The sequence below is a fragment of the Bacillus sp. 17RED48 genome, from assembly GCF_019837545.1.
GTDB lineage: Bacteria > Bacillota > Bacilli > Bacillales > Bacillaceae_G > Bacillus_A > Bacillus_A wiedmannii.
Genome location: NZ_JADAXG010000007.1, coordinates 199,469 through 221,014 on the forward strand (window position 1 = coordinate 199,469; position 21,546 = coordinate 221,014).

Annotated in this window: 15 protein-coding genes and 1 pseudogene; 5 read left to right on the plus strand and 11 right to left on the minus strand. The window is 32.9% G+C overall.

All coding sequences use genetic code 11. The features are described from left to right. Positions 1 to 129 precede the first annotated feature (129 nt). Positions 130 to 666, plus strand: coding sequence for a DinB family protein (locus tag ILT06_RS24145; protein WP_064475432.1), 537 nt, complete (start codon positions 130 to 132; stop codon positions 664 to 666). 154 nt (positions 667 to 820) lie between these two features. After that, positions 821 to 1,003, plus strand: a complete 183-nt coding sequence (locus ILT06_RS24150) for a hypothetical protein (protein WP_000273229.1) — start codon at positions 821 to 823, stop codon at positions 1,001 to 1,003. Between the two features lie 248 nt (positions 1,004 to 1,251). On the opposite strand, the gene ILT06_RS24155 is transcribed toward ILT06_RS24150, so the two are convergent. From ILT06_RS24155 to ILT06_RS24185, 7 genes are all read right to left on the minus strand, one after another. Further along, on the minus strand, positions 1,252 to 1,929 hold the full coding sequence (locus ILT06_RS24155) for an ABC transporter ATP-binding protein (RefSeq protein ID WP_064475433.1): 678 nt from the start codon (positions 1,927 to 1,929) through the stop codon (positions 1,252 to 1,254). 11 nt (positions 1,930 to 1,940) lie between these two features. After that, the gene (locus ILT06_RS24160; RefSeq protein WP_064475434.1) at positions 1,941 to 3,374 is read right to left on the minus strand and encodes an ABC transporter permease; all 1,434 of its coding nucleotides are present in this window, start codon (positions 3,372 to 3,374) and stop codon (positions 1,941 to 1,943) included. A 535-nt stretch (positions 3,375 to 3,909) separates the two neighbouring features. Beyond that, positions 3,910 to 4,509, minus strand: coding sequence for an undecaprenyl-diphosphatase (locus tag ILT06_RS24165; RefSeq protein ID WP_222655610.1), 600 nt, complete (start codon positions 4,507 to 4,509; stop codon positions 3,910 to 3,912). 424 nt (positions 4,510 to 4,933) lie between these two features. Further along, the gene (gene pulA / locus ILT06_RS24170) at positions 4,934 to 7,504 is read right to left on the minus strand and encodes a type I pullulanase (RefSeq protein ID WP_308010610.1); all 2,571 of its coding nucleotides are present in this window, start codon (positions 7,502 to 7,504) and stop codon (positions 4,934 to 4,936) included. A gap of 486 nt (positions 7,505 to 7,990) precedes the next feature. Then, complete coding sequence (locus tag ILT06_RS24175) at positions 7,991 to 9,694, minus strand: M4 family metallopeptidase (RefSeq protein ID WP_222655612.1); 1,704 nt, start codon at positions 9,692 to 9,694, stop codon at positions 7,991 to 7,993. An 890-nt stretch (positions 9,695 to 10,584) separates the two neighbouring features. After that, entirely contained in the window at positions 10,585 to 12,531 is a 1,947-nt protein-coding gene (locus ILT06_RS24180; protein ID WP_222655613.1) for a bifunctional metallophosphatase/5'-nucleotidase, read from the minus strand. A gap of 586 nt (positions 12,532 to 13,117) precedes the next feature. Beyond that, positions 13,118 to 13,633 carry a DinB family protein gene (locus ILT06_RS24185; protein ID WP_064475442.1) on the minus strand — a complete coding sequence of 172 codons (516 nt, stop codon included), beginning with the start codon at positions 13,631 to 13,633 and terminating at the stop codon, positions 13,118 to 13,120. A gap of 535 nt (positions 13,634 to 14,168) precedes the next feature. Here ILT06_RS24185 and secY point away from each other — a divergent pair. Continuing rightward, on the plus strand, positions 14,169 to 15,473 hold the full coding sequence (secY, locus tag ILT06_RS24190) for a preprotein translocase subunit SecY (protein WP_064475443.1): 1,305 nt from the start codon (positions 14,169 to 14,171) through the stop codon (positions 15,471 to 15,473). Between the two features lie 17 nt (positions 15,474 to 15,490). Here the strand turns inward: secY and ILT06_RS24195 are convergent. Continuing rightward, positions 15,491 to 16,361: pseudogene (locus ILT06_RS24195) on the minus strand (DnaA N-terminal domain-containing protein). Between the two features lie 135 nt (positions 16,362 to 16,496). Next, complete coding sequence (locus tag ILT06_RS24200; protein WP_064475444.1) at positions 16,497 to 17,414, minus strand: DMT family transporter; 918 nt, start codon at positions 17,412 to 17,414, stop codon at positions 16,497 to 16,499. Between the two features lie 146 nt (positions 17,415 to 17,560). Between ILT06_RS24200 and pdxR the strand changes: the two genes are divergently transcribed. After that, positions 17,561 to 18,994 (plus strand): MocR-like pyridoxine biosynthesis transcription factor PdxR, encoded by a 1,434-nt coding sequence (pdxR, locus tag ILT06_RS24205; protein ID WP_064475445.1) that lies wholly within the window; start codon positions 17,561 to 17,563, stop codon positions 18,992 to 18,994. 126 nt (positions 18,995 to 19,120) lie between these two features. Here pdxR and ILT06_RS24210 read toward each other — a convergent pair whose 3' ends face one another. Continuing rightward, on the minus strand, positions 19,121 to 20,047 hold the full coding sequence (locus ILT06_RS24210; RefSeq protein ID WP_064475446.1) for an NADP-dependent oxidoreductase: 927 nt from the start codon (positions 20,045 to 20,047) through the stop codon (positions 19,121 to 19,123). 186 nt (positions 20,048 to 20,233) lie between these two features. On the opposite strand from ILT06_RS24210, the gene mleBCA reads away from it, so the two are divergent. Further along, a complete protein-coding gene (gene mleBCA, locus ILT06_RS24215; RefSeq protein WP_064475447.1) occupies positions 20,234 to 21,088 on the plus strand; it encodes a BCA family alpha/beta fold macrolide esterase in 855 nt (284 codons plus the stop codon). Between the two features lie 118 nt (positions 21,089 to 21,206). On the opposite strand, the gene ILT06_RS24220 is transcribed toward mleBCA, so the two are convergent. Next, entirely contained in the window at positions 21,207 to 21,542 is a 336-nt protein-coding gene (locus tag ILT06_RS24220) for a hypothetical protein (protein WP_064475448.1), read from the minus strand. Positions 21,543 to 21,546: the final 4 nt, after the last annotated feature.

Consider the following 21,546-nt stretch of genomic DNA (forward strand, 5'->3'; position numbering starts at 1 on the left):
CATTTCATCTATGCAACTGAAAAGGAAGATGAAAAATGCATATTTGCCTCCATTTTTCAGATTAATTTGGAATTCTTTTATGATAAGCTATATGTAAAGATTAAATATAAAACATAAAGGATGATTCGTATGCAAATAAGACCAAAGGTAAGTGAATATAACTCCTATTATGCAACGTATACCAACTTGGTATCAGACGGAAATATCATACATATTCTAGAACAACAAATGAAGGAAACGAATCTTTTATTAAAGAGAATTTCTAATAGTGAGGGACTTTTCCGGTATGCTCCTACTAAATGGAGTATAAAAGAAGTAATCGGTCATATAGCGGACACAGAACGTATTATGGCGTATCGATTGCTATCTATTGCTCGAGGCGAGACAGCAGAACTTCCAGGCTATAACGATGATATGTATGTTCTTAGAGCTGCTTTTGATAAGCAATCTATGCAAGATCTTCTTGAGAATTTAATAGTTGTTCGCCAATCTACCGTGTATTTACTTAGAAGCTTAGATAAAGAAGCTTGGTCACAAAGAGGAAATGCGAATAATTCTGAAGTTACAGTTCGTGCATTAGCATACATCATTGCTGGTCATGAGCTTCATCATCTTCAAATTATAAAAGAACGCTATCTTGGTTCTAATGCATATCCAGCAAGTTAATACTTGAAGAAACATAATCTTATTTATGTAGGGCTCTTTTTCAGTATTTATAAAATTCACCACATAATATTAAGTTATCCCCTTGTATTCTGTACATAATTTTCTTCAGGCTGATATACTATAAACACAATAGTTCTGGAAAGGTTATGATGTTATGTATGAACAACAAAATAATAGAGATAGAGATCAAAAAATGATGTTTTCTATGCAGGGAGTTCCCTCAAATAAAATTAACATGAATCAATTACCTAAATGGATTAGAATTTTTGGCTATTGTGCGTTTGGTTGGATAATAGTATTTAGTTTAATTATGATTGTAGGTTTAATTCTGCAATAACTATACAGATACACAGTTAAACGGGACAGCATTTAGATTATATATCTAGGTAATGTCCCGTTTTTTATGTGTGATTATCCCATGATATAGGTAACCAATTATAAGAAAAAGGGAACAACAAACTATTTTAACATTCAGTACAGGGAGACCATTTTGATTATGGCTTGATTTTATTATAAATCAAATATAAGCTTTTGAACGGGCTAAATTTTGAAAATTATGTGAATTGAACAACTACGATGTTTATATTAGATTTCATTTACGACCAACTTCTTCTTACTTAAATACACTGCACGATCTGATTTTTTAGCAACTTCCTGTGAGTGCGTCACAACAATAATGCATTTATTCTCTTTATGTGCAAGTTCTTGAAACAGTTCTATTATATCCATTGTGGTTTCCTCGTCGAGGTTTCCTGTCGGCTCATCTGCAATCAGTAAATCAACATTACAAGATAGTGCTCGAGCAATTGCTACACGCTGTTGTTGCCCACCACTTAGTTGCAGGACATTTCGTTTCGCTTCAGCTTCTGTGAGTCCTACTTTCTCTAATAACTCTAATGCCCTTACCGTCTTATTTTTCACTTTAACACCTGTAATTTCCATTGCTGTTAAGACGTTTTGAAGAGCTGTCATATAGGTAATTAAGTTATAAGATTGGAAAATTACAGATACATTTTGATTACGGTATCGATCCAAACCAATTTTTCTAATATCTTTGCCATTATACAGTACATAACCATTTTTAGGGACATCTAGTCCACAACCTAAACTTAGCGTTGTGGTTTTACCAGATCCAGATGGTCCTAAAATCGTGTAGAAATGCCCTTTTTGAAAAGAAAAGTTAACATTCTCTAGTATCGCTACATTTTTTCCATTACTTTCATAATAATAATCCAAATTTTTAAATTGTAAAATCGTTTCCATATTATGCCTCCTTATTCATCTTTTAAAAGAATTTGTTTTGGATTTAAACGTAGAATTGATAATGCTGGAAGAAGCGTTGCTATTATAGCAATAGCTAGTCCAACCCCCCCCATTTTCCCTACATCTTCTCCTGTTACACTTACATCAATTTTATCAATTGGATCTTCTTTTTGATTTTGTAGCGTACCACCAGGTCCAGACATCATTACAGTACTATTATTTCGCATGGTGTCCGTTTCTTCGCTTGTTGTAGCGATTTCACTCGAAAGTAAATTATCCCCGATATATTGAGAAACCTTAGCTCCTGTTGTTATGGATAATCCAAATGCTAAAATAGCGACACATACTACTTCTACTACGAACTGCGCCATCAGTTTCCATTTTTTCTCTCCAATAGATAACAGTATTCCCATTTCCTTACGACGTCCTTTAATTGATAGCATAATGATTAACCCTAATATAATCGCACCTGCAATTGATACAATATAAATAATCATTTGAGAAGTAGAAGAAATATTTTCGATAGGACCAATCATTTGTTTGTACAATGAATCATGTGCATCTAATTTATAATAATTAAAATCAATATTAGATTTTTTTGCTTCTTTTTTAAATGCATCAATATATTTTGGATCATTCAAGAAATACACGACTTGAACACTACTTATACCTTGGTCTACTTCTAATTTTTTCATAGTTGAATGCGGCATATATAGTTTATTAGCTGGATCCATAATAGGAGGAGCCTGTTGACCCATTGCTTGCTCATTCGTTTCGTAAATACCGATAATTTCAATCTCGAGGGTTTCCTTCTTATCCCCTGATTGCACTTTAACTTTGTCTCCTACTTTCAAATTGTTTAATTCCGCTAATCGTTTTTCCATTAAAGCTACATTCTGATCCTTCATTTGCTCTGTAATTGGTTTTCCATCAATGATTTTACTTTTTCCGTTTTTAAAGCTTTCTTGTAATGCAGTCTTGCGGACCCCCTCAATCATAAAAGAAGCATTCATATCTATTTCTGTACCAGAGCTTGAACCGCCTCGCACAGCCGCCATTCCCACTTTACCTTTTCCTTCTTCTTCTCCTTCTGAAGCTCCTACTAGTTTAAGTCCATCAGAAATACCGAAAGTGTTAGCTATGTAATTATAGTCTTTTACATACTTGGATTTCGCTAATTGATCTGTTTCTTTTGTTTTAAGCTTCGGTGGATTAGGCATCTCTCCAGTTTCTCGAGCTTGTTGACCTAATTTGTCAAAATCAAGACTTAAAGTAACATCTGCACCTAGTTTTTTTCTTGCTGCATCCGCAGCTTTTTTTGATGCATTTTGGATTGTGAACCCTGAAAGAACCAAATTTGTAACAATCAGAAAAACTGCCATCAAAATTAATGATGTTCCTATCCTTTTTTTCATACTGAGAATTGCACGTTTCATAAAATTCATTTTTTCTTACCTCCTTGATAACTTGTATTCTATATAGGTTATCTAGAGTCTATATGGAGCTAATCGGTAGTTTATCTAGAGATATAAGGAGTTTATGTGTAGTTATTCAATGATCTGGTCAAGAAAAACCGAAAAATCAATGCAAAAGCGTAATCGGTTCTGAATATTGGTAAGAATTTTGTCCATTTAAGAGAATTATAGAAAAAGAGCGAGGTTAAGCTTAAATTTAATGTATGTAACATAAAAATATTTATTGTATAATTTATATACAATAAATATAGAGAACCTATTAAATATCTAAATGGGGATTGTTAAATGTTACTCATAGAAATCACGTCATTTTAAAAGGTACACCTTTTAATACAAAAATAAGCTATTTTGAATGGTTAGATAGAGTTGAAGAGACTTATATTTAACTACGGGGTTCCGATACATCATTATCAATCTAATATTTTGCACTTTCGATAAAACGAAAAAGACGTTATCCTTTCTGTAGAATTATAGGAAAGGATAACGTCTTTTTATACTTGTATATTCAAAATCCCTTTGATTTCTTTTTGGATGGTAAAACATGTTTTTCTACTCTTTCATATAGAGTAAGCAATTGATTGATAAAAGAAAAATTCGGTACTAACCAATAAGAAAACAATGCTGAAACACATCCTATTAAAGCCCCTATTGCAACATCAAAAGGATAATGAACCCCTACCCAAATACGAGAGATCGCTACACAAAATGCAAGTATAAGCCATAACCAACCAACTTTTTTACGAATAAGCCAAAACGAAAAACAAATTGAAAAAAAGAGAATCGTATGGTCACTAGGAAATGAATTATCTACAGCATGGTCGACAAGTTTATTCACATCAGGCAATACTGCAAACGGTTGATAATTTAGATGAAATTTCCCCGTTATTTTTCCAATCACCTCAGCAAGCACAAAAGCAAACATCGCTTGAATAACCATCATCCTACTTTTTCTGGGCCCAGTAAACCAATAAGCTAAAATAATTAGAGCTAAAATATATACCATATATTCTGCCAAAAATACCATGGTTGAGTTTAGAAATGAATATTGTTTACCTAAATCATTAATTGCTCGAAAAATATCAATATTGAATTGAGAAAATGTCATTTTCAAACCCTCCTTTTTAGTAAGGTGTTTTACTGATTGCCATATACCTTCATTACATGAATAGTTTTGGTTATTGTACGCACCTAAAAATATCAACCTCTTATGACACCGCTTTCTTATTTTTCACTTTAATAAAAAAAGAAAAAAGAAAACATCGAACTTTCTTACAAACATTCATGCATTCTTACAGTTTTGTCATTTTCTTGTCACTTTGTAAATAGGTTCATCGTCTTGCCTTTAGCTATTTTCAAAAACTCTTATATCTACAATTATGTAAACCCTAATTACACATAAAAAAGAGAAGAACTTTGGTGGAGTTCTTCTCTTTTTGTTTATTAAATTGTAATAAAATTACAGTACGTGAAATTATATTACTTTAACTTTAAAAGCGAAGTAAAAACAACCTTCACTTCGCTTTTTGCATTTATTTAATCGGTTTCTCTGTTTTTAAAACTAATGAACTTAATGCGGGAACTTTAATTTTATTATCATGGACAACGTAAAGTGTTTTACTACCTGCCTGTTTACCGTCTACTAGTACTTTCCAAGGCCCTTTCGATGGCAAAGTTATGTCAACGGATTCTCTATTTGCATTGTGAGCCACTATAAAGTATTCATTTTTATTCCCATTGCCCTTTCCATTTATTGAATAAGCTACCACATTTTTTGGAGTATCTATAAATGATATATGCTTTTTAATTTGCTCAGGAGATGTCATTCGAAAAGCTGAATACTTTTGGCGTAAATCTATTAAGCCCTTCATATATTCTACCTCATTATTAAATGCTGCACGGCGCAACCAATCCATTTGGTTAATTGGATCAGGAGATTTGTAACTGTTATGATCACCATACTTCGTGCGCATAAACTCTTGTCCTGCATGTAAGAATGGAATACCTTGTGATGTTAATAAAATCGAAGAAGACAATTTGTGCATTTGTTTTCGCACTTCTTCACTGTCACCTGGATTAGTCAACTCAAGTTTGTCCCATAATGTATGATTATCATGTGCTTCCACATAAGTTAGCACTTGCTCAGGATCTTGATAAGTAGACGAATTTATATCGTAGTCAATGCCTGCCGTAATCCCTTTTTTAATGCGGTCTTCCATGTTGTCCTTTCCATTTACAAATCCATTTTCCTTCTCCTCAAATACACTACCTTTCAATCCATCTCGTATATTATCGTTAAAATGAGCAATCCCTTTCATTTTCTCCGCATTTTTTTGATTTGCTTTCAACTCAGCTGCAAGAGGTGTATTTAAATCCCACCCTTCTCCATGCAGTATAATAGAAGGATCAATTTGATTAACAGCTTTACGTATTTCATTCATCGTTTCATAATCATGAATACCCATTAAATCAAAACGGAATCCGTCTAAATTGTATTCTTTTGCCCAGTATGTCACCGAATCCACCATAAATTTTCTCATCATTTTTCGTTCTGAAGCTGTATCATTTCCTACTCCGGTTCCATTTGCAAATGTTCCATCTTCATTGTAACGGTAATAATAACCTGGAACTAACTTATGAAAATTAGATTCAGCAGCATTATACATGTGGTTATATACTACATCCATTACAACACGAAGATTATTATCATGCAGTGTTTGAATCATTTGCTTTAATTCAGTTATTCGAACAGTTGGCTCATATGGATTTGTAGAATAGGATCCTTCTGGAACATTGAAATTTTTCGGATCATATCCCCAGTTATATTGTGGTTCATTTAAACTCTCTTCATTTACTGATGCATAATCAAATATCGGTAAAAGCTGCACGTGCGTAACACCAAGATCTTTCATATGATCAAGGCCTGTTTTCACACCTTCAGGACCTCTTGTTCCTTTTTCTGTTACCCCTAAATATTTTCCTTTCTGTTTAATACCACTTTCGGGCTGAATAGAAAGATCACGTACATGCAATTCATAAATAATAGCATCTTCCGGATTTTTAAATTTTGGTTTTTTGTTTGCTTTCCATTTTTTCGGATTTGTTTCTTCTAAATCAACAACTGCACCTTTATCTCCATTTACTGCAGCAGCACGTGCATACGGATCAACTGCTTCAGTCCACTTATTACCAATTTTCACCTTATACGTATAATAGAGCCCTTTTTGGTTCCCTTTAAGTTCTGCTTTCCAAGTTCCTTTTTCACCTTGTTGCATGTTTATTTCAGTACCTATTTTATCGTTCCATTTTTTATATGTAACTAACTTCGCTTCACTCGCAGTAGGAGCCCATACACGGAACTTAGTGTGTTGCGGTGTATATATATTACCTAAATCGTTACCAGCATAATAAAATGAATGATCAAATTCCTCACTACGAATGACTTTACCGATTTCAGTATTCGTATCAGCTACGTTTTCGATTTTAACTTTGTATGATTGTTTTAAATCAATTTTCTGCTCCGTAATTATTTTAACCTTATTAGTAACATTTCCACTGTTTATATCATAAGGACTAATATCCTTAATTTTGATGCCTTCAATTTCAATATTCCGTTCCTTAATATGAAACGGCACATTAGTCGTTACAGTAATTTCATTGAAACTATCAATAGTTGCTTTTTGAATGGATAGATCCGAAGAAGGCTTAGAGTTATATACTTTTTCATCACCAGAAAGAATCCATACTTCAGCACGACCGTCCTTTATATTTTCAATCCAACGATCGCCACCATCTTTTTCCCACTCATTCGTACGAATGATAAATCCTACACGTTCATAGTCATCATCCATATTAATCTTAGCGTACTTTCCAAATTCATCTTCACCAGTAAATTCATATGATTTACCATTCGCATTTTCTCCCCATAACCAAAGGTTCCAATCCTTTGTATTTCCAGACTGTTCTTTGTAATGAATGATAACTTCAGTTGTTTTCGAATTTGAAACTGCCTTTACACTTTGAAAAGAGAAAACAGAGGATAACATAACGATTATAGTAAGTAATAAAACTGATTTGTTAATTAATTTTTTTAACATTTGCACCACATACACCCTTTCTTTAAATAGTACACACGATTTAATATGTTCGTACTAAATTACACTACTTAAATTAATCTAGAAATCTCTTTTATTTCACCCCCCATATTGGCAATTTTCACATATGGATTTCCATGATCTTTTTAATACGAAAACGTTTGCATTAATGTTCAAAAAAATAGATTTATTTATGTCTGCATATATGTATAAATACTAAAAGATCAGAGAAATCATTTTAAAGCAATCGTTTGTTATCGCTTTCATTCTATAGTACTTCCTATCAAGAGGTCAATATATTATTAATTTTCAGTTTTTATATATTTTAAACCTTTTATATTTGTCGTAACTATTGAAGATATACAGTGTAATTATTGCTTTATAAGTTTATTTTCACTCATACATTGCTGTATAAAAAACAGCTACTATCTTTAAAATGACAGTAGCTGTTTTTTCATAATGTAATAATATATGAATGAAAACTATATTTCTAACTTACTTAATTTTCGCTGCATCAAATGCCTTTTGAACTGCTTGAACTTCAGCAGTATTTGCTCCATATTTATTAGTTGCCACTCGAATACATGCTGATCTCAATTCTTTGAAATTAGAAGTCATGTTTAACTCATCTGTATTTGCATAATAGAAGATATCAAACATTTTATCTTCACCAATTCCTTTAACAGTTACACCGTTATGAGTTCCACCTTTTGCAATGAGATACGCCACTTTATTAATAATACTTGAATTAAAATGAACGCCACCTTGATCCCATCCATTAAAATCGTTAAATTCACTGTAATCATCTGGATAAGGTACTCCAAGTGAAGATGGAACAGAAGCCGGGTTTTCCATATCACGGAAAACAGATCCAGTTTGTTCTCCCATCGTCCAGTTAAAGCTTCCATTATTTACGTATTTCTCAATAGATGTTCCCATAATATCAGAAAGTGCCTCATTAATCGCACCAGATTCACCGTAATATTCAAGATTAGATTCGCTAGAAGTAACTGCATGTGTAAATTCATGGCCAGCTACGTCGTATGCCTTGACGATAGGATCTCCGTATACAAGCATACTTCCATTATTCGCACTTAATGCATTCTGCCAATTTTTCGGATCATTCGTATCTCCAGAATCCCAAGCATGTACAACTGAAACTACCTTTTGTCCCTTATTATCAAAGCTATTACGCTTGTATTTATCTTTATAAAAATCAAATACTTTTGTTGCTAAGTAATGAGCACTTACTGCTTTTGGATCGTTAAATGTTGTTGAAGTACTAGTTGCTAATGTACCAGGATAATAGCTTTCTTCTTTAGTAATGTCTCTATAATTCACATCATATGTTTCAATTCCTTGCCCTCTTGTATAATCAGCAAGAGCATATTTTCCATTACCTTGTTGAGAGATTCCAAATGTACGTGATATACCTAAATCATCTTTTCCTGTTCCAGTTAATGATGCAAGATTGCTTTTTTTACTCTTCTTTAATGCTCCAACTAGTTTTTCACTTGCTTTTAAGTTAGATTCTTGTACCATATTTTTTAACATATCACCATTTTGTGCATTTACTAAATAAGTTCCAGAAACATATTTTGGTGTTGCAGCTTCAAATGTAACCTGGTATGCATTGCTAGCTTGTCCATTATTTTCATCAACAAAAATAACTTCTTTAACTTCTGGCTCAGAAATAAAATTGATATCGTTCCCGTACTTCGTATAAATATATTGTTTTGCTTCATCTTTTGATAGATTAATAGGTTTTTTCAATTCTTCTTGTTTTAAATTTTGCGCACTATCGCCTGAAATACTTTTAATAACACCGTTATTATCTACGTGTGCAGTTAATTGATGGCCATATACTTCTTTTCCTTCGTATGTTTGCTGAATACGTACAAGTGTAGTCCCATCATATGAACCACGTTTTTGAAGAACTTTATAATCTACTCCAGTTTCTCCATTTACTTGCTTTGGAGAAAGAGCTTGTTCTGTTTTCTCCTTAAGAGCATCTTTTACTACATTTTCGGGTGCCTTTTGTGACGGTTGTGTAAGTTCACCCGAACGGAACGATTCTTCCTGAATTTGAACTTGTAGTTGGTCTGTTTCCTCTGCATAACCTACTCCGTATGGTGCTACAGCTGTTAAAGCTAAGCCTGTTGTTAATGCTACCTTAGTTAATGTCTTTTTGTTTTTCATTTTTTTCACCTCGTATAATTTTTGAAATAGAAAGCTTGTACAAAGTATACTGTCTATTCCTGTCGGAAAAAAGAGAAAATACAAAATTCATGTAACATTATGCAAAATTACATATATGTGGTCGATGATATAAATAAAGAAAGACACATATATGTATATTAATTTCAATAAAAAAGAGCTCTTTTAGGCGCTCATCCAATTGGTTAGTTGTCAATTATCTATATTCATTCTAATCAAAGTACCCTTACATCTAAATAACAACATAAAAACCCACTCTTTACTATTTTAAGAGTAGGTTTAATGCTATTAAAATAACAATTATTATAGGACATCTTATAATTTATATTACTTATTTAAACTTATATTTCGGACATGAAGTTGATTTAGGATAAAGATGGATCAAATGAATACTAATGACCTTGATAAACAAGAAGAAGAAAGTGCGTGTTTTGTTTTATGATATATATAGTATATAAATACTTTAGTGAGGCAGCGCATCTACAATTTAGATTTTTTAATATAATGTTGTTATGTATGTCTATAGCTGCATGGATTGTAACATTATGAGATAGCTGAAGTCTCATATGAGTTTCAGGCTTTTTTATTTTGTCAAAAATATCTTTAATTTGTCTCCCATTAAAATATAGTAAAAGACACATCTATTGCATGTTATTAGCTCAAGGTATGTTCTTTTAAAGCATATTATAAATATGCATAGTAAGAAATAAAACCAAAATTATTCAAATAAAAAATCCCCCGGATTTGTTTAATAATCCAGAGGATTTTTTATCGTTGATTCTTTATATTTCCATACCAATCACAAACTTTTTTTAGGATAATGGTATGTCCAAGTTTAATAGTTTTTTGCACGAAAGCTATCTATTTTATATTTATTTAATTATCCTACTAAGTTTTTTGTAAAATTCTCCTTTTCTTTTTACATGATTAAACTGATTTGGATTAATATTAGCTTTTTGTGAGAGTGCTACAATCTCTTCTTTTGTAATTGAATCTTTAGTATTTATAGATGCTATATTTGTATATTTTCCATCTTCAGTTTTTGGAATTTCTAAAATCCCTTTATTTACAAGATCCACTACAGCCCTATGCTCTGAAGAATGTGTATTCACGCCAGTAATTTTCCAATTATGCTTAACTTTTGGTGTGTATACACCATTCTTTACCTCTTTTAAATATGTAATAGCAAGGTTACGAATGGTTCCACCAGTTTCTCCGAATGCATTCTCTTGTTTAGATGACCAAGTTTGTTCAAATTTCCGTCCCTCTAAAGCTCCCCCTTTTGCCTGAAGAGCCTCCATTCTATACGCATTCATTCCTAGCGTCATAACATCACTCATTTTGATTGGTTTATTTGTACGAATAGAACGTAAATTTGTAATTCTACTTCCATATGGTTTTGTTAAGTCAATTTCATATTTTACGCCTCCAAAGAAATCATTCGTACTGTATTTAGAAGCACGACGGGTTTTATCAAAACTAACTGTTACATCTCCGGCACGAGATGAGTTAAAGTACCCTGCCGCCCATTCCATATAGTCTTTTAAGTCTTTCCCAGTTACCTTATAGACCGTAATTTCTCCCAAAGCATATTGATAATTATACGCAATATCTTTTTTCTTAATAGGACCTACATCCAAACGAGCATTATCGTTATCAATTTGATGGGCTACTACATCTGCTTTGCTGTAGTAGAGCATGACTTCATGAAAGAAATCTGATAAAGGTGTCTCTTGAATCTGCACACTTGGAATACCCTTTATTTCATTTTCAGGAACAAGGTTTCTACCCTTTAATTGAGCGACAACAACATTTGCATCTCCTCTCGCATACTCGTGAAAAGGTGTCAGTGTGTCTTCAAGTGTGGGATCAGATACTATTGTTGTTCCATCAGTATTTTTTACAGGTATAGCGGTAGCATTTTTATTTTTTAGAACCATCTTTCCATCTTGCTTTGTAAAAGTAAGATCAATACGTGAAATATGTGTTCCATATTTATCTGGTTCTGTAATAATAACGCCATTTACAACTTCTTTTTTAACAAGTTTATGCATATGAGCTGCAAAAATAGCACTTAGTTCCGGACAAGCATTCGCAATATCTTGAACACCAGTACCTGGGATTCCATTCTCATTTTCTAGTCCCATATGCATAACCCCTACCATTACATCTACTTTACCTTCTAATTCTTTAATTGCCTTTTTTGTCTCTTCTACTGGATTTTTCACTACCAATCCATCCAAATGATCTGTCCCTTTTTCGAAATCACTAATCATTGGTGTATTCATACCAATTATCCCGACTTTAATTCCACCTTTTTCAACAATCGTATATGCAGGAAGAAAACGCTCTCCATTTTCCTTATAAATATTTCCTGCTAACGTCTTTCCCTTATATTGCTCACTAACTTTTTTCAATGTATCTAATCCAAAGTTGAATTCATGATTTCCAAATGCCCAGGCGTCATATCCCATTGTATTCATCGCTACCATCATTGGCGATTGTGGCTTATCATTGAATAATTCTACTGAGTTTCCTTGAATTGTATCCCCAGCATCTACTAATATGGTATTTGGATTTTCTTGACGTACCTTCTTTATAACCGTATAAAGCTGTGTTAAACTTCCGCTCGTATTTGCTCCATCAAGTGCATAATCCCAAGGCATAAATCTACCATGAATATCTGCAGTACCTAACAATGTAATATTAACATCAGATTCCTCAGCTTTTGAGATAGATGGCTTGACTATTACTGCTGTTCCAAGAAGTATAAAAATAACAAAATAACATAAATAGGTCTTCCATTTCATTTTTTGCATAATAACAATATTTCTCCCCTTTTTGTACTGCTATAAAGTTGCTTGAACTTTAAAAATGTAACTTATTATTCGGAAAAATTCAACTGCAAAAGATAATTTTGGAGGTGGTTCTGCTGTGAAAATATAGAGAATAAAATACATATCCCCCCTAGCAGAATCGTATTTTCTTCTTCCTCTAACGTGTGAAGAGCGCTAAACCAACGGTAGATGTATATGTACTGTCAAAATTATGGACATATAACTCATTTCCGGAAATCATTATAACTTAAAGATATAGTGTGTAATGCTGGTTACATTTTCGGATTTCATTGCTAATTTATTTCCTTCTAAATAAAAATGCTGAGATCACTTCCAAAAATAATAACCCCGTTCTTCATTTAAGACGGGGTTACACTTATACAGCAATTCGGATTCAGTTTTTTTGAATGTTCGTTTCCTATTCAAGAGAAAGATCTGCTAGTTTCGTATTTTCTTCTGCTTATTGGTTGCTTTCAACTAAATTCATCATAATTTTAATCAAGACTTGTATTTTATCACTCAAACCCTTGATGCTATCCTAAATCGCTCAATAAATAGATAATAATTTTTACTTTTCAACTTCACAAAGCAATTTGACCTCTTTGATTTGTTCTATATGACGCTGTTCATGCAAATAGATTAATTCTATCCACTGATCAAGAAATAATTCTCCAAGAGCTGGATGCATCACTGATTTTTTTACCAATTTAGATTCATCTTCTATTGTACTCAGAAAACGCATCAATTCTTTTCTAGAGTCGTTTAACAAATCAACCATTTGCAGCACTTCAAATGGTTCTATACTTGGTTCAATCATTTCTGGTGCTATAAATTTTATCGATCTATCTAATACAATAGTATGAATTTCTTTACGCTCATTTTGGAAACTATCCATCTTTTTTAATCCTGACGAAATAACCGTTATAACTCTCTCATCTAATAAAACTAAGTGATGACAAATTTGTGCTATACTCCATTTATCCTTATCTGATTTTCTATTAAATTGAGCATCACTTAACAAAGTAATTTCCTCAAATAATTGATTTCTCGTTTCATAAAACTTGTCCTTTACAAATGTATTCATGTGAATTCTCCTTTCATTAGAACCTATATACTTAGATTCCTGCGTTAGAAATATTCTCTATAGAAGAAAGATTTTCCTTCACTACTATTTCATTCAAATCTTTTCTTGCTTTAATAGTTTCTCTAATTCACGACTAAATATATGAGTTTTCTCAATATCCTTGAAGATTTCCTTGAGGTTATCATGTGCTACAGCTACACCATAATACTTTCCACGGAATCCTTTCAATACAACTACATAAAACGTTCCTAATTATCAATCTAGCATTACATAAATGTAAAAAATGCCCCTATTCATTCATTTTTCATGCGTATGTATGTACATTTGTTAATTTATTCGATATATTATGTGTATTGAATGATTACGAAAAGCTTATTGGTCGCTAAAAAACACCTTATATTTTTATATCCGAGAAAACTACAAAATGTATAAAATTCCATTTGTCAAATGAATTTAATGCGGAAGGAGGTTTGTGGTTACTTCATCGGGATATAATAATCAGTTTTGAACTGATAAAAATATAGGAGGCGACATAATGTTTCGTACGATTTCAAATTTCATGAGAGTAGCTGAGATAAGAAACAAAATTCTTTTTACACTAGCGATGCTAATTGTTTTTCGAATTGGCACGTTTATTCCAGTTCCTCATACTAACGCAGAGGTATTAAAAGTACAAGATCAAGCTAACGTTTTAGGTATGCTAAACGTATTTGGCGGAGGAGCATTGCAACACTTCTCAATCTTTGCTGTAGGTATTACACCATATATTACAGCTTCCATCATAGTACAATTACTACAAATGGACGTTATACCTAAATTTTCGGAATGGGCAAAGCAAGGAGAAATGGGCCGTAAGAAATCAGCTCAATTCACTCGATACTTTACAATCATTCTCGCATTCATACAAGCCATTGGGATGTCTTATGGTTTTAATAATATAGCAGGTGGACAATTAATTACAGATCAAAGCTGGACTACATACTTATTTATTGCGACAGTTTTAACTGCAGGTACTGCATTTTTACTTTGGTTAGGTGAACAAATTACCGCTAATGGCGTTGGTAATGGTATTTCGATGATTATCTTCGCAGGACTTGTTGCGGCAATTCCAAATGTTGCGAACCAAATTTATTTGCAACAATTTCAAAATGCAGGCGATCAATTATTCATGCACATCATAAAGATGATCTTAATTGGTCTCGTAATTTTAGCGATAGTTGTTGGCGTTATTTACATTCAACAAGCTGTACGTAAAATACCGATTCAATATGCAAAAGCTGTTTCAGGAAACAATCAATACCAAGGAGCAAAAAACACTCATTTACCTCTTAAAGTAAATAGTGCTGGTGTAATTCCAGTTATCTTTGCTTCCGCATTTTTAATGACGCCGCGTACAATCGCGCAGCTCTTCCCTGATTCAAGCGTATCGCAATGGTTAGTTGCAAATCTTGATTTCGCACATCCAATTGGAATGACGCTTTATGTCGGTCTGATCGTTACTTTCACATACTTCTACGCATTTATTCAAGTAAACCCTGAACAAATGGCTGAGAATTTGAAAAAGCAAAATGGCTATGTGCCTGGTATTCGTCCTGGTAAATCAACAGAACAATATGTAACTAAAATTTTATACCGTTTAACATTTATCGGGGCAATTTTCTTAGGGGCGATTTCAATTTTACCGCTCTTATTCACGAAAATTGCTACATTACCACCTTCTGCACAAATCGGTGGTACAAGCTTACTTATCATCGTCGGTGTAGCGCTTGAAACAATGAAGACTTTAGAAAGCCAGCTTGTAAAACGTCATTATAAAGGGTTTATCAATAAAGCGAATTAAGTAAAAAACACAGTTGGTTATTTTTCCAACTGTGTTTTTAATTCTACTACCTCTAATTTTCCCACTAATGTATCTATTACATTTTCCAACTTCACTATTTTTCCTTCTAAAGCTTGAATACGTTTATCGCTATCTTCTATATCATTACTTTTTAAATTATCAGTAGTGACTTTGAGGTGCTTCTCTAATTTGGAAATAATATTATCAATAGTTGATTTTGATTTTTCACCATTATTGCTTGCAATTGTATTTGATTTTAATTCAAATTGAAGCTCATATGTATTTTCAGTTAACTCTTTTGCTATATGCAAAATTAAATCTTTATAAGACTTTTCAACCCACTCTTGTTGGAATTCGTTTTTAAAATAAATAGTCAATGAATTTTCATTTAAACTGGCTGTAGTTTCTTTGATCCATGTTTCATATGAAGGTCTTGAAATTGTTACTTGTACTTTATCTTTTATTTGATTCCAAATTATTTTTGATTCCTCTTGTCCGTAAGTGAGTTGCTTATTTTGCATATGATGAATTTGTGCTATTGAAGCGGCGTTTGATCCTATTTCGAACCAAATTTGATATTCTTCATTAGTAATTTTCTGTACGGTACTTGAAATTATATTTTTATACTCCCCTTCAAGTAAATCACGATGAAACGCATTTTCACAAAAAATTATTAATTTATTATCTTCTATAGTAGCATTTGTATTTCTAATCCATGTCATAAATGTGTTCTCTGCTAATTTTGGCCTTAACGCTTTCTTTACTTCATCCCAGCTATTACGTTTTTCTTTTTGAACATCTTTCCACTTAGATGGTTCGCCATTACTAGGATGGTTTTGAAATTTGCGGTCGAATTTTTTCCTTTACTTCAGTCCAGTTTATTTTCATAATAACTCCCCCTCTTTTTGTGGTTCTCTTTCATATAGCTTAATAATATTACGACTTTCCAATAAATAAAGTCAATCCGTATCATGAATAAAATTCAAGCATCCCTGTTATATACAGGGCTGCTTCTTTATACAACTACATTTCCTTCTCAAATAATTTCCCTTGTTTGAAATAGCTCCGGAGTGTGGATCGATTAGCTAAAAATACACCAACCAAAATAAAACAAGCACCTATTCCCATTGTAGGGTTTAAAGGTTCTCCTAATATGATATATCCTACAATAATAGCAATTAACGGTGATACATATAACCACGTTGACGGGAATACAGGATTCGTTTTTGATAAGAGCCAGTAATATAATCCGTGCCCACCAATTGATCCGATAAAGATGAGATATAAAATAGGCCACTGTACACTCCATGAAGCTAATACAGTTACATTCGGTTGTTCTACTATGACGGATACGATTAGTAATAAAACTCCTCCGTAAAACATTTGAATACCATTAATGAGAAATGGTGATACACTTTGTAAATCCGAAAGTATTTCTTTTGAGCGGATAGAGCCTATTCCGTAAAATAACTCTCCTATTATTAAAACAAAACAAGCGATACTCCATATGAAACTTACTTCTTGTTGCATTCCTGGTAAAGAAACAAAAACAACACCTATTAGTGCAATAATTAATGCTACGAGTTGCTCTTTTTGTAATTTTGCCTTATTTCTCTTTGCCTGTAATAATAAAATCATCATCGGCCCCGTAGCAGAAAGTACAGCAGCTAACCCTGAAGAAATATATTGTTCCGCCCAGTACAAAGTTGCGAATGTCATAAACGTTAAGCAAAAACCAGCATATATAATACGTTTTGAAAATACATGTGGCATAATTTCTTTTCGCTTTAACTTAAATATAATCATCAGAATTACGCCTGCTAACAAGAAACGAATTCCTGCTGAAAATAATGGGGGCGCTCCTGCTTCAATTCCGATTTTTATCGTTAAAAATGTTGTTCCGAAAATAATACATACTAAAATATAATTGAAAATGACCATTTTTCTTCCTCCTTTTTACTCTTAACATGAGTATAGAAGGTATGGTGTATAACAGTGTATCTATGTATATAACAGTTACTTAAAATTGTAGTTGATTCCCTTTATATTTTTCGCTTTAATAAAATAAAAACGAAAAAGGTGAAACCATGAAAATTGTCCTTCGTAAAGAATCCAACATACCGTATTACCAGCAAATATATATGCAAATCGTTGAAAGAGTACAAAGTGGCATGCTTTCACATGGTGACTCACTTCCATCTTTACGCTCTATGGCCGAAGATTTGCAGATTAGCCTATTAACTGTTCGTAAGGCATATAAGCAATTAGAAAAGAAAGAATATATACGCATTGAGCAAGGAAAAGGTGCTTATATACATAAACATGTAAAGAAAGATTTCAAACCAATTCCGTACAAATGGCAACAAACGAAAACGATTAATGTTATGCGATCTCAATATGCAATGAATCAGCACCGAAAATATTACGATTTTTCACAAGCGATTTTGTATCCACGTTTATTGCCAAATCCATTCTTAGCAGACGAAATGCATAAAATACTCAATAAAGACCAGATGATCCTAGCAACTTATGGGCCAGTACAGGGTGATTATGAACTGCGAGTTGAAATAGCAAATTACTTAAGTGAACACCAGAATTTAGTGACCGATCCATCTCAATTATTAATTACAAGCGGCGCACAACAAGGAATTGATTTAATTGCTCAAACATTATTAAAGCCTGGTGATATTGTATTAGTGGAAAGTCCTTGTTATAGTGCTGCGCTTGATATTTTCATCAATAAAGGTGCTCAAATTATACCTATTTCTCTTGATAATCATGGAGTTCGCTCCGACTTAATCGATGATATTTGTCAAAGTAAAAATCCTGTTTTATTGTATACGAATCCAACTTTCCAGAATCCAACAGGTACAGTAATGAGTAAAGAACGGAGAATGGAACTTATAGAACTAGCAGAGTTATATGAGTTTTTTATAATTGAAGATGATTCTTTCGGAGAAATATATTTTGAGGGTGCGACTGTTCCCCCTCCTATCAAAAATTTTGATATAAACGGCCACGTAATATATATAAAAGGATTTAGTAAAACGTTAGCACCAGGATTGCGTATCGCATCTCTTATTGCCGATGGGCCTATTTTTGAATGGTTATATGCTGTAAAAGGTTCAATGGATATCGGTAGTCCTTTATTAACGCAAAAAGCACTCCTTCCTTTTTTACGTGCAGAACGTATGAAAAACCATTTAGAAAAATTACGTACTGCTTTACAAATTAGACGTGATATAACGATTGACTTGTTATCACCACTTAAAGAATTACGATTTGAAATACCAAATGGTGGCTTTAATTTATGGATTACACTTCCGGATTCGATAGATCCCTTTACCTTATTACAAAAAGCAAATGAAGTAGATGTCTCTTTTTTACCAGGAACAGCTTGTCTATTAAATACCGATATAAATAATAACAAATTACGGATTAGCTATTCAATGTTAAATGAAAAAGATATGTTGATTGGTTTAGAGAAATTACATGATACAATACGAAACTGTATATTATAGAGATAACATTACATGTCCAATAATAAATACTATCCCAAAATGAAAATGTGAATTTTGGGATAGTATTTATTTCTAAGTTTTTTTCTGGTTCAAATTCACTTTCTCTACAAGCCACTATCTTCATTATCATCCGACTTTCATTACAATCTTACCTCTAACATGTTGACCTTCACTCAAAATATGAGCTTCTCTAGCCCCCTCTTCATTAAATGGCACAACTTTACTTATAATTGGTTTTATTTTTCCGTGTACAATTAAACCTGATAATTGTTCTAGTTGTTTTCCGTTTGGTTTTAGCCATAGAAATCCTGATTTTATCCCTTTTACTTTTTGAATTGGCTCATGAACAATCGAAACTAAAACACCACCAGATTTTATAATTTGAAAGCTTTTTTCTTGTACTTCGCCACCTATTGTATCTAATACAATATCGAAATCTGATAGTAATTCTTCAAATTTATCTTTTTTATAATCAATAACGAGATCTGCTCCTAAAGACTTTAAAAACTCTTCATTCTTACTACTTGCAGTTGTCGCAACAAAAGCTCCAAATGATTTTGCGATTTGGATTGCCAAACTTCCAACTCCACCAGCTCCAGCATGAATGAGTACTCGGTCATGTTCTTTTATTTTTGCGTAATCTACAAGACTTTGCCACGCTGTAAGTCCTGCCAGAGGAATAGAAGCTGCCTCTTCATAACTTAGATTAGTAGGCATATAGGATACTAAATCCGATTTTACTGTAATGAATTCAGCATAAGAGCCCTTCCCTATATTTTCAGGTTTCGTAAATACTTTATCTCCTACTTTGAAGCACTCTACCTCTTCCCCAACTTCTTCAATAACACCAGCTACATCTAACCCTAAAATAATTGGAAATGAAAATCGTAACTGTTCTTGTAAGTCTCCTTTTCTTATTTTCCAATCAACAGGATTAATAGATGTTGCGAGAATGCGTATTAATACCTCGTTATCTTTAACAACCGGTTTTAAAACTTGTCTTTCTTTTAATTCTTCAACATTACCATATTGATCTATAACAATTGCTTTCATTTCCATTCCTCCTTGCTATTTATTTTAATAACATACAAATATTTCTCAAAATTTTTTGCCTTGAATGGCTATATACTTATTTTTAGGGGTTATTGCACTATTAATTCCAAAACGAAACTTACATACACCTTAGAATCACTCAACATTGTATTTTTAATGAAATTCAAAAGAAATGGGGAGAACTCTATGACTGAAAAGATATTTAAAATAAACGGGATTGATATATGTACAGAAAGCTTTGGGAACCCTAAAAACCCAGCTATTTTATTAATTATGGGTGCTACGTGTTCAATGGTGTATTGGGATGAAGAGTTTTGTGAACAGTTGGCTAACACAGGGAAATTTGTTATTCGTTTTGATAACCGGGATGTGGGACGCTCTGTTACATATGAACCTGGAACTTCCAATTATACAGTTACAAATATGGCTGAAGATGCAATTGGGGTACTAGATGCTTATCAAATTGATAAAGCACATCTATTTGGTATGTCTTTAGGTGGTATGATAGCTCAAATTGCTGCTGTAAAATATCCTGAAAGAATATCGTCGTTAACATTACTAGCTACAAGTGTAATAGGCTCTGACGATAACACGCGCGATTTACCCCCGATGGATGAAAGGATTTTAACACATCACGCAAATGGCACGCATTTAGATTGGACAAATGATAAAGTTGTAGCAGAATATTTAGTTTCCGGATCTCGCCTATTATGTGGATCCAAACGAACATTTGATAAAAAAAGAGTCTATACTCAAGTAAAACAAGAAATAGAACGCGCAAACAATCTATTAAGTATGTTTAATCACGCTTTACTTCAAGGTGATGATGCTTATGAAGGTGTGCTTCACTCCATACAAGCACCTACATTAGTTATTCACGGAACAGACGATACAGCGCTCCCTTTTGAACATGGTCTCGCACTTATTGATGAAATTCCTAACTCAGTCCTACTAACCCTTGATGGCGCAGGACATGAAAATCATCCTGATGACTGGGCAGACATCATTCATGCAGTTACTGAACATACATCTAAAATATAGATAAATAACGAATAGAAGGGGCACACCACAATTTGTGCCCCTTCTATTCGTTACATGTAAAAAAGCCCATCACTGTATCAGTATGTATAGTGATGGGCAATACTTATTTTTTCTATGTTTAAAAAAACGGACAATCTAATTGATCAACAGATTCCCATGATTTTTTTTTTATATTATCGGTGGATTTATTAGCTTCTAGTGGCACGTTTTTAAAGGGATTTACTTCGACCTTTAATAAAGATGATGGCTCCACGTATAATGAGAAAACATGGCTACTAGGTATAGCTTTTGACACATCAATATCTCCTACTTGTTTAAAGAGTTGCTGCGCTGCAAAGAAAAAGAAATTGGTTGGGTTTGATTGTTTATTCAGCCATGCAATCATTTCAGGTGATACTGATTTATGAATATTGATTTTTACTCGATCACCATGTTTATATCGCCTAGATCGCATACTT